We start from the raw sequence: 17,294 nt of genomic DNA on the forward strand, positions 1-17,294 counted from the left end.
TGCATCGGACTACGCGTTGGCCGGCGCCTGCGTGCCGGCGCCACGGTGTCGGATCGCCGGGTCGCGACCCTCGCGGTCCTCGTCGAGGGCGTCCTCGGCGCCGAGGATGACGAACCCGCTGTCCTTGAGCATCGCGATGTCGGCCTTCGCGTCCTGCCCCTCGGAGGTGAGGTAGTCGCCGAGGAAGATCGAGTTCGCGACCTGGAGCGCCACGGCCTGCAGCGAGCGCAGGTGCATCTCCCGGCCGGCGGCGATCCGGATCTCGGCCTCGGGGCAGACGAACCGCGCCATGGCGAGGATCTTGACGCAGCGGGTGGGTGCGAGCTCCCAGGTGTTGTGGTGGGGCGTCCCGTCGAAGGGCATCAGGAAATTCACCGGGATCGAGTCGGAGTCGAGCTCCTTGAGCGCGAAGAGCGCCTCGACCAGTTGCTCGTCGCTCTCCCCGAGACCGGCGATGAGTCCCGAGCAGGGGGAGAGGCCGGCGTGCTTGGCCTTGTCGATGGTGTCGACGCGGTCGCCGTAGGTGTGGGTGGTGACGACGTTGTCGTGGTTGGACTCGGCGGTGTTGATGTTGTGGTTGTAGGCATCGACGCCGGCGTCCTTCAGTCGCTCCGCCTGGCCCTCCTTGAGCAGGCCCAGGCACGCGCACACCTCGACGTCGGCGTGCTCGTCCTTCAGCGCCCTGGTCATCTCGGTGACCCGGTCGATGTCGCGCTCGCTCGGTCCCCGCCCCGAGGCGACCAGGCACACGCGGGATGCGCCGCCCCGCAGTCCGGCTCCGGCCTGTCGCAGCGTCTCGTCGGTGTCGAGCCAGGAGTACTTGAGGATCTGGGCGTCCGAACCGAGCGCCTGGGAGCAGTAGTTGCAGTTCTCCGGACAGAGCCCGGACTTGAGGTTCACCAGGTAGTTGACCTTGACGGTGTTGGCGAAGTGCTTGCGGCGCAACCGGCCGGCGGCCGCGACGAGGGCCATCAACTCGGCGTCGTCGGCGCGCAGTGCCGCGAGCGCGTCGGCCGGCGTCGCGGCGTCGCCGTCGAGGATGCGGTCGGCGATCCGGTCGAACTGTGTGGTCATGACTCTCCCCGCGTCGGCAAATACTGAACGGTGTTCAGGTTACGTCGCGGGCGAGGGCGGCGGACAGTCGGCTCAGTCGGTGGGATCGCTGCGGTCGTCGCTGATCCCGCGCGCGTGCAGTGCCTCGCCGGTGGCGCGAGCGTGGGCCACGACCCGGATCACCATCGGCGTCAGGTAGGCCCGCGGGTTCCGGTCCAGGCCACGACCCAGCGCCGCCTGCCGGGTCTCGGAGGCGATCTCCAGTGTCGTCGGGACGCCACGGATCATCAGCGCGAACGCGAGTGCCACCCGCTCGGGGTCCACGCCGATGCGGCGGAACGGCTGCAGGGCTGCGGTGATGGTGTCGAGCAGCTCGTCCACCGAGGTGGTGATCGTCAGCACCGTCGCCAACAGCACCAGTGCGGCGAGCGCGCCGACCACGGTGAAGGCGTGCTCGGGGCCGCGTTGCCACGACTGGTACGCCGCCAGTAGTGCGAGCACGATCAGCAGCCCGCGCACGTTGCCGAACACGGTGGCCGGGCGGGCCCGGGCGACCACGAGCAGGAGCACGGCCAGGGCCAGCACCGCCCCGGAGGTCGCAGCGGACCGGAGCACGACGGTGAGCAGGCTGAGCACGGCGAGGGCGACCAGCTTCCACCCGGCCGGCATCCGGTGCAGGAGCGTGGTGCCGGGCTGGTAGGCACCCAGGAGGTTCACCGCCACGACGTCACCGTGCCGTCGCGCGGTAGTGCGCGACGACCTCGTCGGGTCGGCCGTCGGCCACCACGGCCCCGTCGTCGACCAGCAGGGCCCGCTCGCACCGCTCGGCCAGGTCGAGGTCGTGGGTGGCGAGCACCAGCTGCTGCTCGAGCCCGAAGAGCATCTCGGCGATGCGACGACTGTTGGCCAGGTCCAGCAACGTCGTGGGCTCGTCGGCGACCAGCAGTCGCGGGCGGGTCGCGAGCACGCCCGCGAGTGCGAGCAGTTGCCGCTGGCCGCCCGACAGTGAGTGCACGCTGCGGTGCGCCAGGTCGGCGATCCCGTGCTCGGCGAGCACCTCCATCGCGGCGGCGGTCCGCTCCTCCTTGCGCTTGTGGTGGTGCCGCAACGACAGGGCGACGTCCTCGACGACGGTCGGCATGACCAGCTGCGCGGCGGGGTCGGTGAACGCGAACGCGACGCGGCGGCGTACCTCCCGGCCCTGGCGGACCACGTCGAGGCCGTGGACGCGGACGCGGCCCGTGGTGGGGTGGACCAGGCCGTTGAGCAGGCGCGCGAGGGTGGACTTGCCCGACCCGTTCGGCCCGATCAGGGCGATCCGGTGCTCGGTCAGCTCCCGTGTCGTCTCGCCGAGGATGGGCACCTCGCCCTCGGGTGTCGGCGCGGTCACCGACACCCGGTCCAGGACGATGCTGCGATCGCTCACGCCGCGCTGGTCTCCCGCTCCTCGCTCACCGCCGGGCGGGCCAGCAGGTCCGGGAACGCGCGGTGGACCGAGGTCGCGACGAGTGCCATCACCAGGTTCTTCAGGATGTCACCGGGGAAGAACTGGGTGTCGATGAGGAAGGCCTCCTTCAGTCCCAGGTCCGCGCGCCACGCGAGGTTGAGCGGTCCCAGCGTGTGGATGAAGAGGAAGCTGCTCAGCAGGCCGGCGGTGAACACCAGCGTGAAGTCGGTACGCCGTCGCCGCGCCCGCCACACGATCAGCCCGCACAGCGCTGCGGCGAGCGGGAACGCCACCAGGTACCCGGCCGTCGGGCCGGTGAAGTGGCCCAGGCCGGAGGCGCCGCCGGAGAAGATGGGCAGCCCGATCGCGCCACCGGCCAGGTAGAGGCACACGGCCAGGAAGCCGCGGACGGGGCCCAGGCAGGCGCCGGCCAGCAGGACGCCGAAGGTCTGCAACGAGAACGGCACGCCGACGCCGGTCTTGATGTCGGGCAGGATCGCCACGGTGGCGATCAGGGCGGCGAAACCGGCGACCAGTGCCAGGTCGACGGCGGGGTTGCGGCGGTTCATCGGGGCTCCGGAGGGGATCGAGGGACGTCCTGAACGTCGTTCAGGTTATAGGATCCGATCGGCCGGTGCGGGTGCGGACCACGCGACGTCGGTCGCGGCACGGTCCGCGCCGGTCGCGAACGGAGGCAGATGGGACACCACCGCGCAGACGTCGTCGACGCTGCAGTGCGGCTGCTCGACGAGGTCGGGCTCGAGGCGCTGACCATGCGCCGGCTCGCCGGCACGCTCGGCGTGCGACCCAGTGCGCTCTACCACCACTTCTCGGGCAAGGACGCCCTGCTCGGCGCGGTGGCCGACGAGGTCCTCGACCGCGGGCGGCGCCCCACCGAGGTCGTGGCCTGGCAGGCCGAGCTGCGACTGGTCTGCGTGGAGCTGCGCGACATCATGCTCGCCCACCGCGACGGCGCGGCGCTCATGGCCCGGGCGCGGTCGCTCGGCGTCGGGGCCGCCGAACCGATGAACCGGATGGCGAGTGCGTTGCGCTGGGCAGGCGCCGAGGACGAGGTGGCCCGCGTCGGTGCGCGGACCCTGTTCCACTACGTCTACGGCCACGTGGCCGACGAACAGACCCAGCAGCAGTCCGCCGGGGACGGGGAGGTCGGCCCGCCCGCCTCGCTCGATTTCTCCGTCGGGCTCTCGATGGTCCTGGACGGACTGGCGACGCGCATGGGCCTCCCGGCCGGGGCCGGCTGAGCCCGACGACCATCCCGGAGGGTGTTCACTCCTCGCTATCCTCGGCGCAACACCGACGATGCAGAGTGGAGGCAGTGTGGTCAGGGTGGACGGCATGGACAACGCGACCGAGGCGTCGGTACGACCCACCACCGTGGTGCTCTTCGGCGCGACCGGCGACCTGGCCCGCCGCAAGCTCCTGCCCGGACTGCTCCACCTCTTCCAGAGCGGGCTGGTCCAGCGGCTCCAGGTCATCGGGGTCGCCAGCCACGACCTGGGCGACGAGGAGTTCGTCAAGCTCGCCCACGAGGCCGTGCACGAGTTCACCGGCGACGACGGGGACACCGAGGCGTGGCCGGAGTTCGCGCGCCGGCTCCACGGATCCCGTGCCGGCGCCGAGGGCCTGCGCGAGGTGGTCGACCGGGTCGAGGCCGACTGCGGCGACGACGTCGTGCGCCTGCACTACCTGAGCGTGCCGCCGCGTGCGGCGATGGCGGTCGTGTCCACGATCGAGGAGGCCGGCCTGGTGCCGGGCAGTCGGATCGTGATGGAGAAGCCGTTCGGGGTCGACGTCTCCTCGGCGCGGGAGCTCAACCGAGAGCTGCACCAGACCTTCGACGAGACCCAGATCTTCCGCATCGACCACTTCCTGGGCAAGGAGGCGGCCCAGAACATCTTGGCGTTCCGGTTCGCCAACGGCCTCTTCGAACCGATCTGGCACCGCAACCACATCGACCACATCCAGATCGACGTCCCGGAGACCCTGGGGGTCGAGGACCGGGTCGGGTTCTACGAGCACACCGGCGCCTACAAGGACATGGTGGTGACCCACCTGGCGCAGGTGCTGGCGTTCACCGCGATGGAGCCGCCGACCTCGCTCACGCCGCGCGCCATCCAGACCGAGAAGGCGAAGGTCTTCCACTCGATGCAGCCGGTCGACCCCGGCGACGTCGTACGGGGCCAGTACGTCGGCTACCGCGACCACGAGGGGGTCGAGGCGGGCTCCGACACCGAGACCTTCATCGCGATGAAGTGCTTCATCGACAACTGGCGGTGGGCCGGGGTGCCGTTCTACCTGCGCACGGGCAAGCGGCTGGCCGAGGGGACGCGGATCATCTCCATCGCGTTCAAGGAGCCGCCGAAGTCGATGTTCCCCGCCGATTCCGGGCTGGGGGAGAAGGGGCCGGACCACCTCACGTTCGACCTGGCCGACTCCTCGAAGATGTCGCTGTCCTTCTACGGCAAGCGGCCCGGCCCGGGGATGGTGCTGGACAAGCTCTCGATGCAGTTCGCGATGGCCGAGACCGGCTGGGCCGGCTCGGTCCTGGAGGCCTACGAGCGGCTGATCTACGACGCGATCCGTGGCGACCAGACGCTGTTCACCTCCGCGGAGGGGATCGAGCGGCTCTGGGAGGTGTCCACGCCGCTGCTGGAGGACCCCACCCCCGTCCTGCCCTACGAGCGCGGCAGCTGGGGCCCCGACGCGATCCACGACCTGATCGCGCCGCACACCTGGCGCCTGCCCTTCGAGCGCACCTGGCGGGAGTGACGGGCCCCGCGCCGTCGCTGCGTCGGGGCGGCGTCGCCGGCCTCCTGTGGCGATGATCTCAGGTGCGGTCGGCTCCCGGACGGGGCAGACTGGGCCCATGGAGTTCCGCGACGCCGCCACCCTCGACGCCCACCTGCCCCACCTCCGGGAAGCGCCCGCCGAGGTCGGCACCCTGGACATGGTCGTACGCCGTCCGGCGGTCGACGAGCGGGAGGTGCTCACCGAGGCCACGCTGAGCCAGGACGGTGGCCTGGACGGCGACAACTGGCTGGACCGGTCCACCTCGCGCGCCATCGAGTCCGGCCGCCACCTGGACGCCCAGATCAACGTCATGAGTGCGCGGATGGCCTCCTTCCTCGCCTTCGACGACGTCGACCGGTGGGCGCTGGCCGGCGACCAGCTCTTCCTCGACCTCGACCTCTCCCACGAGAACCTGCCGACCGGCACGCGCATCGCGATCGGCGAGGACGCCGTCATCGAGGTGACCAAGAAGCCGCACAACGGCTGCGCCAAGTTCCGTGCCCGCTACGGCCAGGACGCGCTCGACTTCGTCAACTCCGAGACCGGCCAGGCGATGCGGTTGCGCGGCTTCAATGCCCGCGTGGTCTCCGACGGCACGGTGCGCCCCGGCGACAAGGTCACGCGCCTCTAGGCCGACGCTCCTGGGCGGCGGTCCCGACTGCGTCGAGCTGAGTAGGCGCACTCATGCGCTCCCGAAGGTGACGCCGCAGGGTGGTGCCATGCAGGGCATCGTTATCCGCCTGGGCGGACTGGGAGTCGTCACAGTGGTGGTGCCGCTGGTCGCTGCTGCTGCGGTCGGCGCCGATCGACGGGTCGCTGTCGTGTCCGTGTCACTGGCGGCAGCAGCGATGACGGCCACGGCGTGGGCTGCGCTGGACGGCCACCGACGCGTCTTCGGATGGTGGGCGCCTGCCGTGTGGACCGGGCTGACCATCGCTTTCGTGGCCGGGACCTCATTGGTCGCAGCGGCGCTGGGATGGGCCGAGAGCGTGGCGGCCGCGATGAGCGTTCTCGTCTGGGTGGGATGGATGCCTGCGTCGTTGACGCTCGGCGCCTGGGCGATCGGATTCGCCGGAGGACGCCCGCAGCGTGGCCGGTGGCCCGCCGGCCTCGCCGATGACGCCCCTGTCAGGGCTCGACGGCGAGCAGGCGGTCGCACTCGTCGATCAGGCGCTGGCGCAGGGGAGCGGCGCGGTCGGCGAAGTGGCGCTGGAGGTCGGCGTACTCCCGCTTGCCCTCGGGTGTCTCGATCCGGATGAGCTCGAAGCCGAGGTCGGTGAGGTCGTACGGCGCGGCACGCATGTCCACCACGCGGATGTCCCGCGCGAGCTCGAAGCAGTCCGCGACGAGGTCCGAGCAGACCATCGGCGAGAGCCGGAAGGCGTGCTTGTAGAGGTCCATCCCGGTGCGCAAACTGCAGGCATCGTCAGTAGATCTGAAGTTGCGCCGGATCGGGCAGTTCGGCTGCCATCTGGTCGGAGTTGCTGACGTACTCGATCCCGCCGAGTTGATCGCCCATTGCGAATAAGAAGAGGCCGTCGTCTGTACCCACTACGTTGGCGTCGACCAGCACGGTCATGCCCACGCCTGAGAACACAGCGAAGTCGATGCTAGGGCAGCCGCACCCGCACACCCCGACTACTCGTGCAGCCTGCCGCTGTTCGCGCATGGCGCCGGCGCCCTCGAACTCCCCAGCGAGAAGCGCGTCGAGCACAGCACGTTCGCGATCAGTGAGGGGGCGGTCCATGAGGTTCACTCTGGCATGCGAGCAGGCGGTCGCACTCGTCGATCAGGCGTTGGCGCAGGGGAGCGGCGCGGTCGGCGAAGTGGCGCTGGAGGTCGGCGTACTCCCGCTTGCCCTCGGGCGTCTCGATCCGGATGGGCTCGAAGCCGAGGTCGGTGAGGTCGTACGGCGCGGCACGCATGTCCATCACGCGGATGTCCCACGCGAGCTCGAAGCAGTCCGCGACCAGGTCCGAGCAGACCATCGGCGAGAGCCGGAAGGCGTGCTTGTAGAGGTCCATCCCGGCGTGCAGGCAGCCCGGTTGCTCGAAGGCGGCCTTGTCGTCGCGACCCGGCGAGAGCGTGTTCAGGCCGCGCGCGGACTCGGTGAAGAAACGGAAGGCGTCGAAGTGCGAGCAGGTGATGCGGTGGGACTCCACCACCTCGTCGGTGCCCTCCGGCCCGAGGCGCAGCGGCCAGTCGGCATGGCGCGTCTCGTCCTCGCCGAGCCGGTGCACCATCGCCCATTCGTGCAGCCCGAAGCACCCCAGGTGTGGTGCCCGACCAGCGGTGGCGGCCAGCAGTCGGCGCAGCGCCTCCAACAACGGACGCTGGGTGGCGATGTACGCCGCACCGACCGTCGCGTGATCGTCGACGACCTCGTAGCCCTTGAGGTCGGCGTACGCCGTCGCGTCCGCGAGCGCGACGCCGAAGCCCGGGTGCCACCGACGCAACTGCGCCGGGCGGTGGGAGTAGTAGGTGAACAGGAAGTCGAAGACCGGATGCTTCACCTTCGCCCGGCGCCGCGCGAGGTGGGGAGCGACGTAGGCGTCGATCCGCTCCGCGTGCGCAGCCGCACGGGCCCGCCAGTCCTGGACGGGCAGCACCGGAGCCTGCTGCACATTCACGGCCACCCAGCGTAGGTCGATAGGCTCACCGGGTGCGCATCGCGAGATTCACCACCGACTCCCGGACCGACGACGAGGGTCCCGCCTACGGCGTCGTCAGCGGCGAGCTGGACGAGTTCGGACAGCTCCCCGACGACGCGGTCATCGTCACCCTCGCCGGCGACCCGCTCTACATGGGCATCAAGCTGCTCGAGGAGGAGCACAAGGCCTCCGACGTGCGGTTCCTCGCCCCGGTACTGCCGCGCAGCAAGGTGGTGGGGATCGGCAAGAACTACGCCGCCCATGCCGCCGAGATGGGCGGCGAGGCGCCGGCAGAGCCCCTGATGTTCCTCAAGCCCAACACCAGCGTCGTCGGGCCGGACGACCCGATCTTCTACCCGCGGCAGTCGGAGAACGTGCAGTACGAGGGCGAGCTGGCCGTCGTCATCGGCCGCATCTGCCGCGACGTGCCCGTGGAGAAGGCCACCGACGTCATCTACGGCTACACCATCGCCAACGACGTGACGGCCCGTGACCTGCAGCGCTCCGACGTCCAGTTCACCCGGGCCAAGGGCTTCGACTCCTTCTGTCCGCTCGGCCCGTGGATCGAGACCGACCTGGACCCGGCGGCGTTCGCCGAGGGCAAGCGGGTGCAGACCTTCCTCAACGGCGACGTCGTGCAGGACGGCACCACCGCCGACATGATCCACGACATCCCCAGCCTGGTCGCCCACGTCTCCAGCGTGATGACGCTGCTGCCCGGTGACGTCATCCTCACCGGCACGCCCGAGGGCGTCGGGCCGATGCAGGTCGACGACGAGGTCGAGGTCGCCATCGAGGGCCTCGGCGCACTGACCAACACCGTGAAGGAACGCCGATGAACTCCGCAGGCACCAGCAACGTGCGCGTCCGCATGGCTCCCAGTCCGACGGGGTCGCCCCACGTCGGCCTGGTCCGCACCGCCCTGTACAACTGGGCCTTCGCCCGGCACCACGGCGGCACGTTCGTGTTCCGCATCGAGGACACCGACGCCTCGCGCAACACCGAGGAGTCCTACAACGCGCTGCTGGAGCTGATGCGCTGGCTCGGCCTGGACTGGGACGAGGGCCCCGAGGTCGGCGGCCCGCACGCGCCGTACCTGCAGAGCGAGCGCTCCGACCTCTACGCCGATGCGCTGGCGCGGTTGCGCGAGTCCGCCCACACCTACGACTGCTTCTGCCGGACCGAGGAGGTCGACGCGCGGCGCAAGGCGTCCGGCTCCAAGATCATGGGCTACGACGGCCACTGCCGCGACCTGACCGACGAGCAGCGCGCCGCGTTCGAGGCGGAGGGGCGCCGCAGCGTCGTCCGCTTCCGCATGCCCGAGGGCACCATCAGCTGGCAGGACCTCGTGCGCGGCGAGGTCTCCTTCGACACCGCCCACGTGCCGGACTTCGCGCTGTGCCGCGCCAACGGCGACCCGCTCTACACGCTGGTCAACCCCGTCGACGACGCGCTGATGGAGATCACCCACGTGCTGCGAGGCGAGGACCTGCTCTCCTCGACCCCGCGCCAGATCGCGTTGTACGACGCCCTGATCGAGCTCGGCATCGCCCGAGCCACCCCGCAGTTCGGCCACCTGCCCTACGTCATGGGCGAGGGCAACAAGAAGCTCTCCAAGCGTGACCCGGAGGCGCATGCACTGGCCTACCGCGACGAGGGCTACCTGCCCGAGGGACTGCTGAACTACCTGGCGCTGCTCGGTTGGGCCATCGCCGCCGACCGTGACGTCTTCACCCTCGAGGAGATGGTGGCGGCCTTCGAGATCGGCGACGTCAACCCCAACCCGGCGCGATTCGACAAGAAGAAGATGGACGCCATCAACGGCTCGCACATGCGGCAGCTGTCGGTGGAGGAGATCACTCGTCGGGCGATCCCGTTCCTCCAGGCCGACGGTGTGCTCGGGGATCCGGTGCACGACGCCGACGCGCAGCTGCTCGAGCAGGCGATGCCCATCGTGGCCGAACGGATCAACAAGCTCTCCGAGGCCTCCGCGATGCTCGGTTTCCTCTTCGTCGAGGAGACCGAGTTCACCGTCGACGCGGCGGACGCCGACAAGATGCTCGACGAGGCAGGTCGCGAGGTCGTGCAGGCCTCGGTCGACGCACTGCAGGACCTGCCGCACTGGTCGACCGAGGACATCCAGGGAGCACTGCAACAGGCCCTGGTCGAGGGCATGGGACTCAAGCCCCGCAAGGCCTTCGGTCCGGTCCGGGTCGCGGTCACGGGCAAGCGGGTGAGCCCCCCGCTGTTCGAGTCCATGGAGCTGCTCGGCCGCAACCGGAGCCTCGAACGGCTGGAACGTGCCCTCGTCTGAGTCCTTGGGGTTCCACCAGCTGCACCGCCTCGGCCGCACGAACCTGCTGTGGGTGCTGCTCGGCGTACTCGTGCTCGGCTCGCTGGTGGCAGTGGGCGCACAGTTGGTCCTGCTGCCGGTGTTCGTCATCGCCTCGGCGCTCGGGGTGTCGATCGAGACCGATCCGGTCTCGCCGGCCGGCCTGGCCTGGGTGAACCTGGTCTGGGCGGTGGCGATCCCGTTCGCGTTCCTCATCGCGCGCGTGGTGCACCGAATCCCGCGGGGCTGGGTCACCTCGGTCGCGGGACGGGTGCGCTGGCGCTGGTTCGTCACCTGTCTCGGCCTGGCTGCCGCGGCGCTGACCGTGACGGTCGTGGTGGCGGCGTACCTCCCGCGGCAGGAGACGGCGCCGGTCGGTGGCACCCTCAACGACGTCACCTCGGAGACGGCGGCGTTCATGGTCGTCGTCGTGCTGCTGACGCCGTTGCAGGCAGCGGGGGAGGAGTACGTCTTCCGTGGCTACCTCACGCAGGCGTTCGGCGGCCTGGTCGCCGGCCGGCTCGGAATCCTCCTGGCCGTGGTGGTGCCGGCGGTCGTGTTCGCGCTCGCCCACGGTGCCCAGGATCCGCCCGTCTTCGTCGATCGACTGGCCTTCGGGCTGGTCGCCGGGGTCCTGGTCATCGTGACCGGTGGTCTCGAGGCGGCGGTGGCCATGCACGTGCTGAACAACTGGCTGGCCTTCGCGCTGGCGTTGGCGTTCGGCGACATGAACTCGGCGCTGCACCCCACGTCCTCGGGCTGGGCGACGTTGCCGACGACGCTGGTCCAGTCCCTCACGTTCGTCGCGCTGACCGTGTGGGTGGCGCGTCGTCGCGGCCTCGGGACCCGCACGGGAGAGCCCGTTTTGGAGCCGCCGAACGGGCGCGTGTAGGCTTCTTCGTCGTTGCCCCGGAGCAATCCGGAGCGACGAAACACCAGTGTTTCAGTGGGATATGGTGTAATTGGCAGCACGACTGGTTCTGGTCCAGTTAGTCTAGGTTCGAGTCCTAGTATCCCAGCGAGTTCTGGCGGGAGACCGTCGCTCGAGGGCCTCGATTTGGCCGCTCGGCGGCCACTCGCTAGAGTTCCGCAGGCTGGTCACCAGCCAGCGAGCGCCCCCGTTGTGTAGTGGCCTAGCACGCCGCCCTCTCAAGGCGGTAGCGCCGGTTCGAATCCGGTCGGGGGTACAAGTCAGAAAAGCGGCCCTGACCAGCGGAAACGCTGGGCGGGGCCGCTTCTCTGTTTCGGCTCCCACCGCTCCGTGGCCCCCATTTGGCCCCGCGAATGACGGTGGACTCTTGCGAGCGTCGTGCCCGAGCGGCCTCCCTGGCGGCATCCATGGCGTCTCCGACCTCGTTCAGCCGATCCTCGAAGAGGTGCCCGTAGGTGTCGAGCGTCATCGTCGCCGAGGCATGACCGAGCATCTGCTGGACGACCTTCACGTCCGCTCCGCTGGCGATGGCCAAGCTGGCCGCGGTGTGCCGTAGCTGGTGCGGGTGCAGACCGGGCACGCCGATCGCGGCTGCCGCAGCGTCGAAGGCACCGCGGAACGTGGCGACCCGCAGTGGCTGCCCGTTGCGGATACCGCCGAAGACGAGTTCATCGAGCTTCCTGCCCTTGGCGTGCTCGGCGAGCTCGATGCACAGGAACCGTGGGATCGGAACCTCGCGGCGCTGGTGCGTCTTCGTCGTTCCCCACACGAGTCCCTTGCCCTGGACCGGTGTCACCGACTCGGCAATCACGGCGCGCTGGCGATGCAGGTCGAGCCGGGCAACCCGCAGTGCCGCCATCTCGCCGAACCGCACCCCGGTGTAGGCGAGGAAGAGCACGACGCGGCGGTACGTCTCGTTCGAACGGGTGTCCAGGCTGCTGTGCTTGCTGGGGTCCGAGGGATAGCCGCACTCGTTCGCCAGATCCTCAACCTGCTCATGGGTCAGGTAGCGGTGCTCCGGCTTCTGATGGCGTGGGAGGTTGACGCCCTTGGCGACGTTGCGGGCGAGTCGACCGTCCTTGACCGCCATGTCGAGGATGAGCGACAGGACACGGTGCACCTTGGCCACGGTGGCGGGTGCGTGATCCACGGAGAGCGAGGTGACCCACTGCTGCACCTCGGAGTGGGTCACATCACTCAAGCGGGCCTTCGACCACTTGGGCAGGATCTGCTTGCGGAGGATGCCGGCGTAGCGCTCGTGGGTGGACGGCTTGAGATGCGCCTGCCCGTCGAGCCATCGCGTTGCCCACTCACCCACCGTCACCTTGGCAAGCACGGGATCGACGTATGAGCCGGCCGACTTGGTGTGCTGGACGGTCCCGAGGAACCGTTGAGCGTCGACCTTCTTCGCGAAGGTCTTGTTCCGCTCTACCCCGGATGGGGTGCGGTAGCGGGCCCGCCAGGTCACCTGACCGTTGGCGCCGACCCGCTTCTGGATATTGCCCATGGCTCATCCTCTTCCTTCCCGCACCGCTGCGCCATGGTCGGCGCAAGATGCGTTGTTCTCCGACTCGGACTCGAGCCAGGCCATCACCTCGGTCCGCCAGTAGCGCACGGAGCGTCCGATCCGGAAGCTGTGCGGGCCCTCGCCGAGATGCCGCCAGTAGCGGAGGGTGGCGGGCGGGACTCGCACGATGGCAGCGACCTCAGCGATCGTGAGGAGCTGGTCGTCGTCGTGGCCGTTGGCGCTCATGAAGACTCCTTGGATGTCGATGGGTGGCTGGTTGGGGGACTAGAGCGACGGGGCATCGGGGCTCGCCCCTTTCGCTGGCCGGTGGACGATCGCGGCGTGTAGCTCTGCGCGGCTGCGCTTCGCTCCACGCAGAGGGGGTTGCCCGGGAGGTGGTCGCAGCCGGTCGCGGACGAGATCGATGATCGCGCGGTGGTCAGCCTCCGCGAGGGGGATGAACCGGGTCCTGATGGGCGCGACCATCGCGCCACTGTGCTCGTCCAGGCGCGGGAGCTTGACCCGCGCGAAGTAGGCGTGGCGGTCGATGCCGGTCTCGATGACATCGGCGATCCGGTCATCGAGCCGGTGGAAGAGGGTGGTGAACGCGTGCAGCATGCGCGGGTCCAGATCCGAGTCGGGCCGGATCTCCTTGAGCCTGCCGATGGCGTTGGCACCTTCGGCGACGGCGAGCCCTCCCTTGCCCAGGCGCCCGCCCACGTTGCGCAGTTCCCGTTGCAGGTCGGCGTAGGTGCGTTCGCGGGTGTGCCACTGCTGTTGTAGTTCGGGGTCGGTCCCCTTCGCGAGCTTGGCGAGGTCGCTGGAAAGCAGCCTTTGGGAATCGATGACGAGGCGCAGGTTCATGGCGTTGGGGAAGCTCTGCATCCGGATGACGAGGTTGTGTTCGGCTTGGAGTACGCCGAGCAGTCCGGGCTTCGCGGGACCGTCGATGACCTTCGCTTTGGGGCGCCAGCCGCGCATGTCGATGGCGTAGTCCGGCGGTTCCATGCTGGCGTCGACGGCGCAGGCCAGGGCGCTCCAGCCGAGCCGGTCGGCGTGGTGGAGCTTCTCCCACCCGGGGATGTTGGCGTAGCGCTGGTCGAGGACGACGAGTGCTCGAACTGTTGCTGCGACGTCGCCGATCAGGGTGTGGGCCTGTTGGTTGTCGAGGCGTCCGTCGCCGAGACCGGCATCGAAGTCGTGCTCGCCCAGAGCTGCGGCGCGAGCAACCTGCCGCCAGTGCTCCACCATCGGCAGGTTCTGGGGAGTCGTGAGTTCGTGCATGCCTGGCAGGGGAGCGGTCGACGCCTCGACGGTGTGGTGGAGCGCCTGCCCCAGTGCCGCAAGTCCGCCGTGCTGGATGGTGGGGAGCCGGAACGGGTTGGCCACAGTCCTCGTCAGGTTGCTGGACGCGTACGGCTCGATCGCGCGGGTGGCGTGCCGGCACCAGACCAGCGCCGACTGTCGGTAGCGGCGGATCTGTTCCCCGAGCTGTCGGCGTTCCTCGGCTGTGGTCGAGACCGGCACGGTGTGGCTACCGTCGCCGCCGATCCGGAGTTGCACGCGGTGCTGTCTGAGCAGCGACGACAACTCTGCTCGCAGCAGTCCGCCGTTCTCGCCGTACATCAGGGTTCGTCCAATGCCACGGCGCCTGCGAGCGCGGCCAGGAGGAGCTCGACGTGAAGCGGATCGACGTCGTAGGTGGCGAGTTGCCCGACGGCCGATGTGGCAGCAGCAAACAAAGCATCGCGGTCATCAGTCAGCCCGGAGGTGTCGAGTGCGGGAGCGTGGTCACCGTGGAGCCAGTCCAACTCGATGAGGGCGCGCTCGTACGCCGAGGACGCCTCGACGGTGCGAGCGTGGTCGGCGAGCGCCGCGATGGACGAGCGGGCTTTGGCGAGGGTGGCGGCGTGGGCTAGCAACATGCGGAGTCCTGTCGATCGGTTCGAAGGCGCCGCCACCGTGCTGTCGGTCGTGCGGTGGACCCCAGCCGAGCGCCGTGGCCGGTGGAGAACCCCGCCCGGGAAGGTGCGGTGGAACGATCACGTCGCAGCATGGACCTGCTCCTCGATTCGACGACGGGCGGCGACGTCTTCGTGGACGAACTGGACGAAGTCCGCATGCCGGTCGACGATCTCGACCTCGACGGCCGCTTCGACCGGCGTTTCGCCGGGCCAGATGGTCTGCCTGGTCGGGCGGTCGCGGTCCAGACGGCAGCCTGCCGTCGAGACCCACTCGCGCAACCGGTGGCGGGCTTCGGCGAAGTCGCGCATCCACCCGATCGGCCCGGATGGTGAACCCTCGGGGTCGTAGGCGTTGAGCCAGTGCGTGTGCAGCGCCGAGAGCTCCCACACCAGCTCGTCGTGGCGATGCCAGAGCGGCGGAATCACCGCGGGCGGCAGTCCGAACGACCGCCGCAGCCAGTCGACCCAACCGTTCAAGTCGAGCCACTCCGCCATCGCCTCATCCGCGGTCAGCAAGTTCCAGTTGATCGGGCGCAGCGGCTCGTCAGCATCGAAGTCCGCGGCCCCGAACTGGTCGCCGGGGTTGCCGTACTCGGACTCGATGGCCCGCGCGAACTCCGGATCCAACACAGCCTGCTGGCCTCGGTCGCCGTCGCCGCTCATCGTCCGTGCCGCTCAGAGGTTGACGGCCGGCGCGGTTTCGCTCGCCACGGCCATCTCGCTGCTTGGCGGGTCCGGCTGTTTCGCCGCAGGGCGGTCGACGACGTAGCGGGTCCTCGCGCAGTCGTGGCCGATGCGTCGGGCGACGAATTGTTCGCGGATCTCGCTCCGGCCGCCGCGTCGCTCCTGCTCGTACTCGTGCACGTACCCCGACGCGATGATCTGGTCACCCGGCTTGAACCTCGTGTACGCGCGCTCGGCGGCGCGGTCGAACATCACCAGGTCGCAGAAGACCGGGTCGAGCTTGGTGAAGGACCCGTCGGCTTCCTTGCGGTGTTGGTCGATCCCGACGCGGCAGTAGAAGCGGGCATGGCCCTTGCCGGTGAAGTTGAGCTCCGGCGCGGTAGCGATGAACCCTTGGAGGCTCATCTGGGTGGGAATCGTCATGGTCTGGCTCCTGCCGTCGCGCGATGCCTCGGATGGCGATCGCTCTCAGGAGTCAGGTGTGCAGGAGGGCCCAACACCGGTCACTCGCGTCGGATAGGAGTGGCTCGGTCGATCTCTCGGCGGCAGCGTGGACAATCGGCGACGAGGAGGTCGCTGATGCCAGTGGAGAAGCGCGCGAACGAATGGTCGATCCTGCGGACGGTGTACGACATCGAGGAGTGCACGGCCGTTGAAGAGTCGGAGCGCCCTGACTTCCTGCTGACTAAGCACGGGCACGGCGCTGTGCCTTTCGGCGTGGAGGTTACCGAGCTATTCCGGGACCAAGCTGACGCCCGGTCCGTGCGCCACCCGGACTACCTCGACGCCCTGTTCCGCGGCGCGCCGCATATGCATAAGGACGACAAGGCGGCCCTGCCGCTCTCCTTCATGAGGATCACCGACCTCGATGGGAACGTCACCCACGAAAACATGCCGGGAATCTTCACGGCGGCGAGATCCGAGTCGGATCACCGACGGGCCATTGCAGCAACTATTGAGAGCAAGGGGACGCGCGGATACGCCGTCGAAGGCGGGCACGTGAACCTCATCATCCGCGATCGCTACTTGCTCTCGGGAGAGCCGTTGCCGGACGAGTACTCCGTGACCGCGCTACTCAGCGACGGCGTACGGGAAGCCCTCGTCGACTCGCCGTTCCGGGAGGTCTACCTGATCTCCATCTCCCGCGCTCGCGAGCAAGTCGTCCGGCCGTTGGTTCAACTGATGCTGGCTGAAAGGTTCTTTCTCTTCGGCAAGGCGATTGAGGGTGCGCTCGGGCGACCAGGCATGGACGAGCAGTGGAAGTACGTGCAGGCGTTCGCCGGGTACGTGGAAGGTGAAGCTCTAGAAGTGGAGGTGTTGGATCTCGACGGTTTGCCGGTCGCGGCGTATCGGTCGAGCGCCGTCGGTCTGAGCAGGGAATGGGGTCCGAAGATTCTCGACTTCGCCGACCGGCACGCGGGGCTCCCACTATGGGAGTGGCGTCCGTTGGATGGGCTGACTGATGCCGAGGTCGCGGCTTGCAAGCAGTTCATCTCCGACAGCGAGTTCCTCTGGGGCTCCTACGGAACCCCGGTCGAGCCGGCCGATCTTGAGTTTCCGAAGACACGATCAGTTCAGGTGGTCGACGTGCCGCGCGAAGAGTTGCCGCGACGAGCCGGCGGTCCCCGACCCAACGATGGTGCCGGGGCTGATGCCTGAACGTCGTCCGCCGATGTCAGAAGAGCCCTGAAACGTCTTCGACGACGACGGGACCGGCGAGGAGGAGGGCGCGGTGAGCTAAAGGAATGGAGCTTGCTCGGCTTCGACGCCGCCGCAAGCTCCGGTGAAACGGTCGGTACTGGTCGGTCGTCGTCGGTCACCACCGGATGGCGGCGTCCCCCACGCTCGGCGTTTGCGCAGTGATGATGGCGGGACTGCCCGGTCTTGTTGGATCGTGGCGGAAGTCCCCGGTCG

General features: G+C 69.1%; 19 protein-coding genes, 2 tRNA genes and 1 pseudogene. 9 read left to right on the forward strand and 13 right to left on the reverse strand.

Features of this window, described 5'->3' with window-relative positions:
- Positions 1–9: 9 nt before the first annotated feature.
- The 4 genes from bioB to KUV85_RS02145 all read right to left on the reverse strand — a co-directional run bounded on the left by bioB (position 10) and on the right by KUV85_RS02145 (position 3,069).
- Positions 10–1,074: a biotin synthase BioB gene (bioB, locus tag KUV85_RS02130; protein WP_219961574.1), complete on the reverse strand. Its 1,065-nt coding sequence runs from the start codon at positions 1,072–1,074 to the stop codon at positions 10–12.
- A 72-nt stretch (positions 1,075–1,146) separates the two neighbouring features.
- A complete protein-coding gene (locus tag KUV85_RS02135; RefSeq protein ID WP_219961575.1) occupies positions 1,147–1,776 on the reverse strand; it encodes a CbiQ family ECF transporter T component in 630 nt (209 codons plus the stop codon).
- A gap of 4 nt (positions 1,777–1,780) precedes the next feature.
- Positions 1,781–2,479 (reverse strand): energy-coupling factor ABC transporter ATP-binding protein, encoded by a 699-nt coding sequence (locus tag KUV85_RS02140; RefSeq protein WP_219961576.1) that lies wholly within the window; start codon positions 2,477–2,479, stop codon positions 1,781–1,783.
- Positions 2,476–3,069 carry a biotin transporter BioY gene (locus KUV85_RS02145; RefSeq protein ID WP_219961577.1) on the reverse strand — a complete coding sequence of 198 codons (594 nt, stop codon included), beginning with the start codon at positions 3,067–3,069 and terminating at the stop codon, positions 2,476–2,478. The genes KUV85_RS02140 and KUV85_RS02145 overlap by 4 nt, the downstream gene beginning before the upstream one ends.
- 129 nt (positions 3,070–3,198) lie before the next feature.
- Here KUV85_RS02145 and KUV85_RS02150 point away from each other — a divergent pair, with 129 nt between their 5' ends.
- The 3 genes from KUV85_RS02150 (at position 3,199) to KUV85_RS02160 (ending at position 5,942) form a co-directional block, all read left to right on the forward strand.
- Complete coding sequence (locus KUV85_RS02150; protein WP_219961578.1) at positions 3,199–3,762, forward strand: TetR/AcrR family transcriptional regulator C-terminal domain-containing protein; 564 nt, start codon at positions 3,199–3,201, stop codon at positions 3,760–3,762.
- Between the two features lie 94 nt (positions 3,763–3,856).
- Positions 3,857–5,290, forward strand: a complete 1,434-nt coding sequence (gene zwf / locus KUV85_RS02155; RefSeq protein ID WP_219961579.1) for a glucose-6-phosphate dehydrogenase — start codon at positions 3,857–3,859, stop codon at positions 5,288–5,290.
- A gap of 97 nt (positions 5,291–5,387) precedes the next feature.
- Positions 5,388–5,942, forward strand: coding sequence for an MOSC domain-containing protein (locus KUV85_RS02160; protein WP_219961580.1), 555 nt, complete (start codon positions 5,388–5,390; stop codon positions 5,940–5,942).
- A gap of 497 nt (positions 5,943–6,439) precedes the next feature.
- Here the strand turns inward: KUV85_RS02160 and KUV85_RS02165 are convergent, their stop codons facing one another.
- Genes KUV85_RS02165 through KUV85_RS02175 form a run of 3 tightly spaced genes read right to left on the reverse strand, consistent with a single transcriptional unit; the run spans position 6,440 to position 7,941 of the window.
- Positions 6,440–6,712, reverse strand: coding sequence for a hypothetical protein (locus tag KUV85_RS02165; RefSeq protein WP_219961581.1), 273 nt, complete (start codon positions 6,710–6,712; stop codon positions 6,440–6,442).
- A 25-nt stretch (positions 6,713–6,737) separates the two neighbouring features.
- On the reverse strand, positions 6,738–7,058 hold the full coding sequence (locus tag KUV85_RS02170) for a hypothetical protein (RefSeq protein ID WP_219961582.1): 321 nt from the start codon (positions 7,056–7,058) through the stop codon (positions 6,738–6,740).
- On the reverse strand, positions 7,039–7,941 hold the full coding sequence (locus KUV85_RS02175) for a hypothetical protein (protein ID WP_219961583.1): 903 nt from the start codon (positions 7,939–7,941) through the stop codon (positions 7,039–7,041). Before KUV85_RS02175 ends, KUV85_RS02170 begins: the two co-directional genes overlap by 20 nt.
- A gap of 32 nt (positions 7,942–7,973) precedes the next feature.
- Between KUV85_RS02175 and KUV85_RS02180 the strand changes: the two genes are divergently transcribed.
- From KUV85_RS02180 to KUV85_RS02200, 5 genes are all read left to right on the forward strand, one after another.
- Complete coding sequence (locus KUV85_RS02180) at positions 7,974–8,801, forward strand: fumarylacetoacetate hydrolase family protein (RefSeq protein WP_219961584.1); 828 nt, start codon at positions 7,974–7,976, stop codon at positions 8,799–8,801.
- A complete protein-coding gene (gene gltX, locus KUV85_RS02185) occupies positions 8,798–10,276 on the forward strand; it encodes a glutamate--tRNA ligase (RefSeq protein WP_219961585.1) in 1,479 nt (492 codons plus the stop codon). The genes KUV85_RS02180 and gltX overlap by 4 nt, the downstream gene beginning before the upstream one ends.
- A complete protein-coding gene (locus KUV85_RS02190; protein WP_219961586.1) occupies positions 10,263–11,186 on the forward strand; it encodes a CPBP family intramembrane glutamic endopeptidase in 924 nt (307 codons plus the stop codon). The genes gltX and KUV85_RS02190 overlap by 14 nt, the downstream gene beginning before the upstream one ends.
- 55 nt (positions 11,187–11,241) lie before the next feature.
- A tRNA-Gln gene (locus KUV85_RS02195) sits at positions 11,242–11,313 on the forward strand.
- 95 nt (positions 11,314–11,408) lie between these two features.
- A tRNA-Glu gene (locus tag KUV85_RS02200) sits at positions 11,409–11,481 on the forward strand.
- 243 nt (positions 11,482–11,724) lie between these two features.
- On the opposite strand, the pseudogene KUV85_RS17680 reads toward KUV85_RS02200, so the two are convergent.
- From KUV85_RS17680 to KUV85_RS02235, 6 genes and pseudogenes are all read right to left on the reverse strand, one after another.
- Positions 11,725–12,732: pseudogene (locus KUV85_RS17680) on the reverse strand (tyrosine-type recombinase/integrase); the annotation flags it as partial.
- A 3-nt stretch (positions 12,733–12,735) separates the two neighbouring features.
- Positions 12,736–12,978, reverse strand: coding sequence for a helix-turn-helix transcriptional regulator (locus tag KUV85_RS02215; RefSeq protein ID WP_219961587.1), 243 nt, complete (start codon positions 12,976–12,978; stop codon positions 12,736–12,738).
- 39 nt (positions 12,979–13,017) lie between these two features.
- Positions 13,018–14,358 (reverse strand): hypothetical protein, encoded by a 1,341-nt coding sequence (locus tag KUV85_RS02220; protein ID WP_219961588.1) that lies wholly within the window; start codon positions 14,356–14,358, stop codon positions 13,018–13,020.
- Positions 14,358–14,657 (reverse strand): hypothetical protein, encoded by a 300-nt coding sequence (locus KUV85_RS02225; RefSeq protein ID WP_219961589.1) that lies wholly within the window; start codon positions 14,655–14,657, stop codon positions 14,358–14,360. Before KUV85_RS02225 ends, KUV85_RS02220 begins: the two co-directional genes overlap by 1 nt.
- Before the next feature lie 117 nt (positions 14,658–14,774).
- Positions 14,775–15,359: a hypothetical protein gene (locus KUV85_RS02230; protein ID WP_219961590.1), complete on the reverse strand. Its 585-nt coding sequence runs from the start codon at positions 15,357–15,359 to the stop codon at positions 14,775–14,777.
- 12 nt (positions 15,360–15,371) lie between these two features.
- On the reverse strand, positions 15,372–15,803 hold the full coding sequence (locus tag KUV85_RS02235) for a single-stranded DNA-binding protein (RefSeq protein ID WP_219961591.1): 432 nt from the start codon (positions 15,801–15,803) through the stop codon (positions 15,372–15,374).
- A 156-nt stretch (positions 15,804–15,959) separates the two neighbouring features.
- Between KUV85_RS02235 and KUV85_RS02240 the strand changes: the two genes are divergently transcribed.
- On the forward strand, positions 15,960–17,039 hold the full coding sequence (locus KUV85_RS02240) for a hypothetical protein (RefSeq protein WP_219961592.1): 1,080 nt from the start codon (positions 15,960–15,962) through the stop codon (positions 17,037–17,039).
- Positions 17,040–17,294 lie beyond the last annotated feature (255 nt).

This window comes from Nocardioides panacisoli (assembly GCF_019448235.1).
In the GTDB taxonomy this organism is placed as follows: Bacteria; Actinomycetota; Actinomycetes; order Propionibacteriales; family Nocardioidaceae; genus Nocardioides; species Nocardioides panacisoli_A.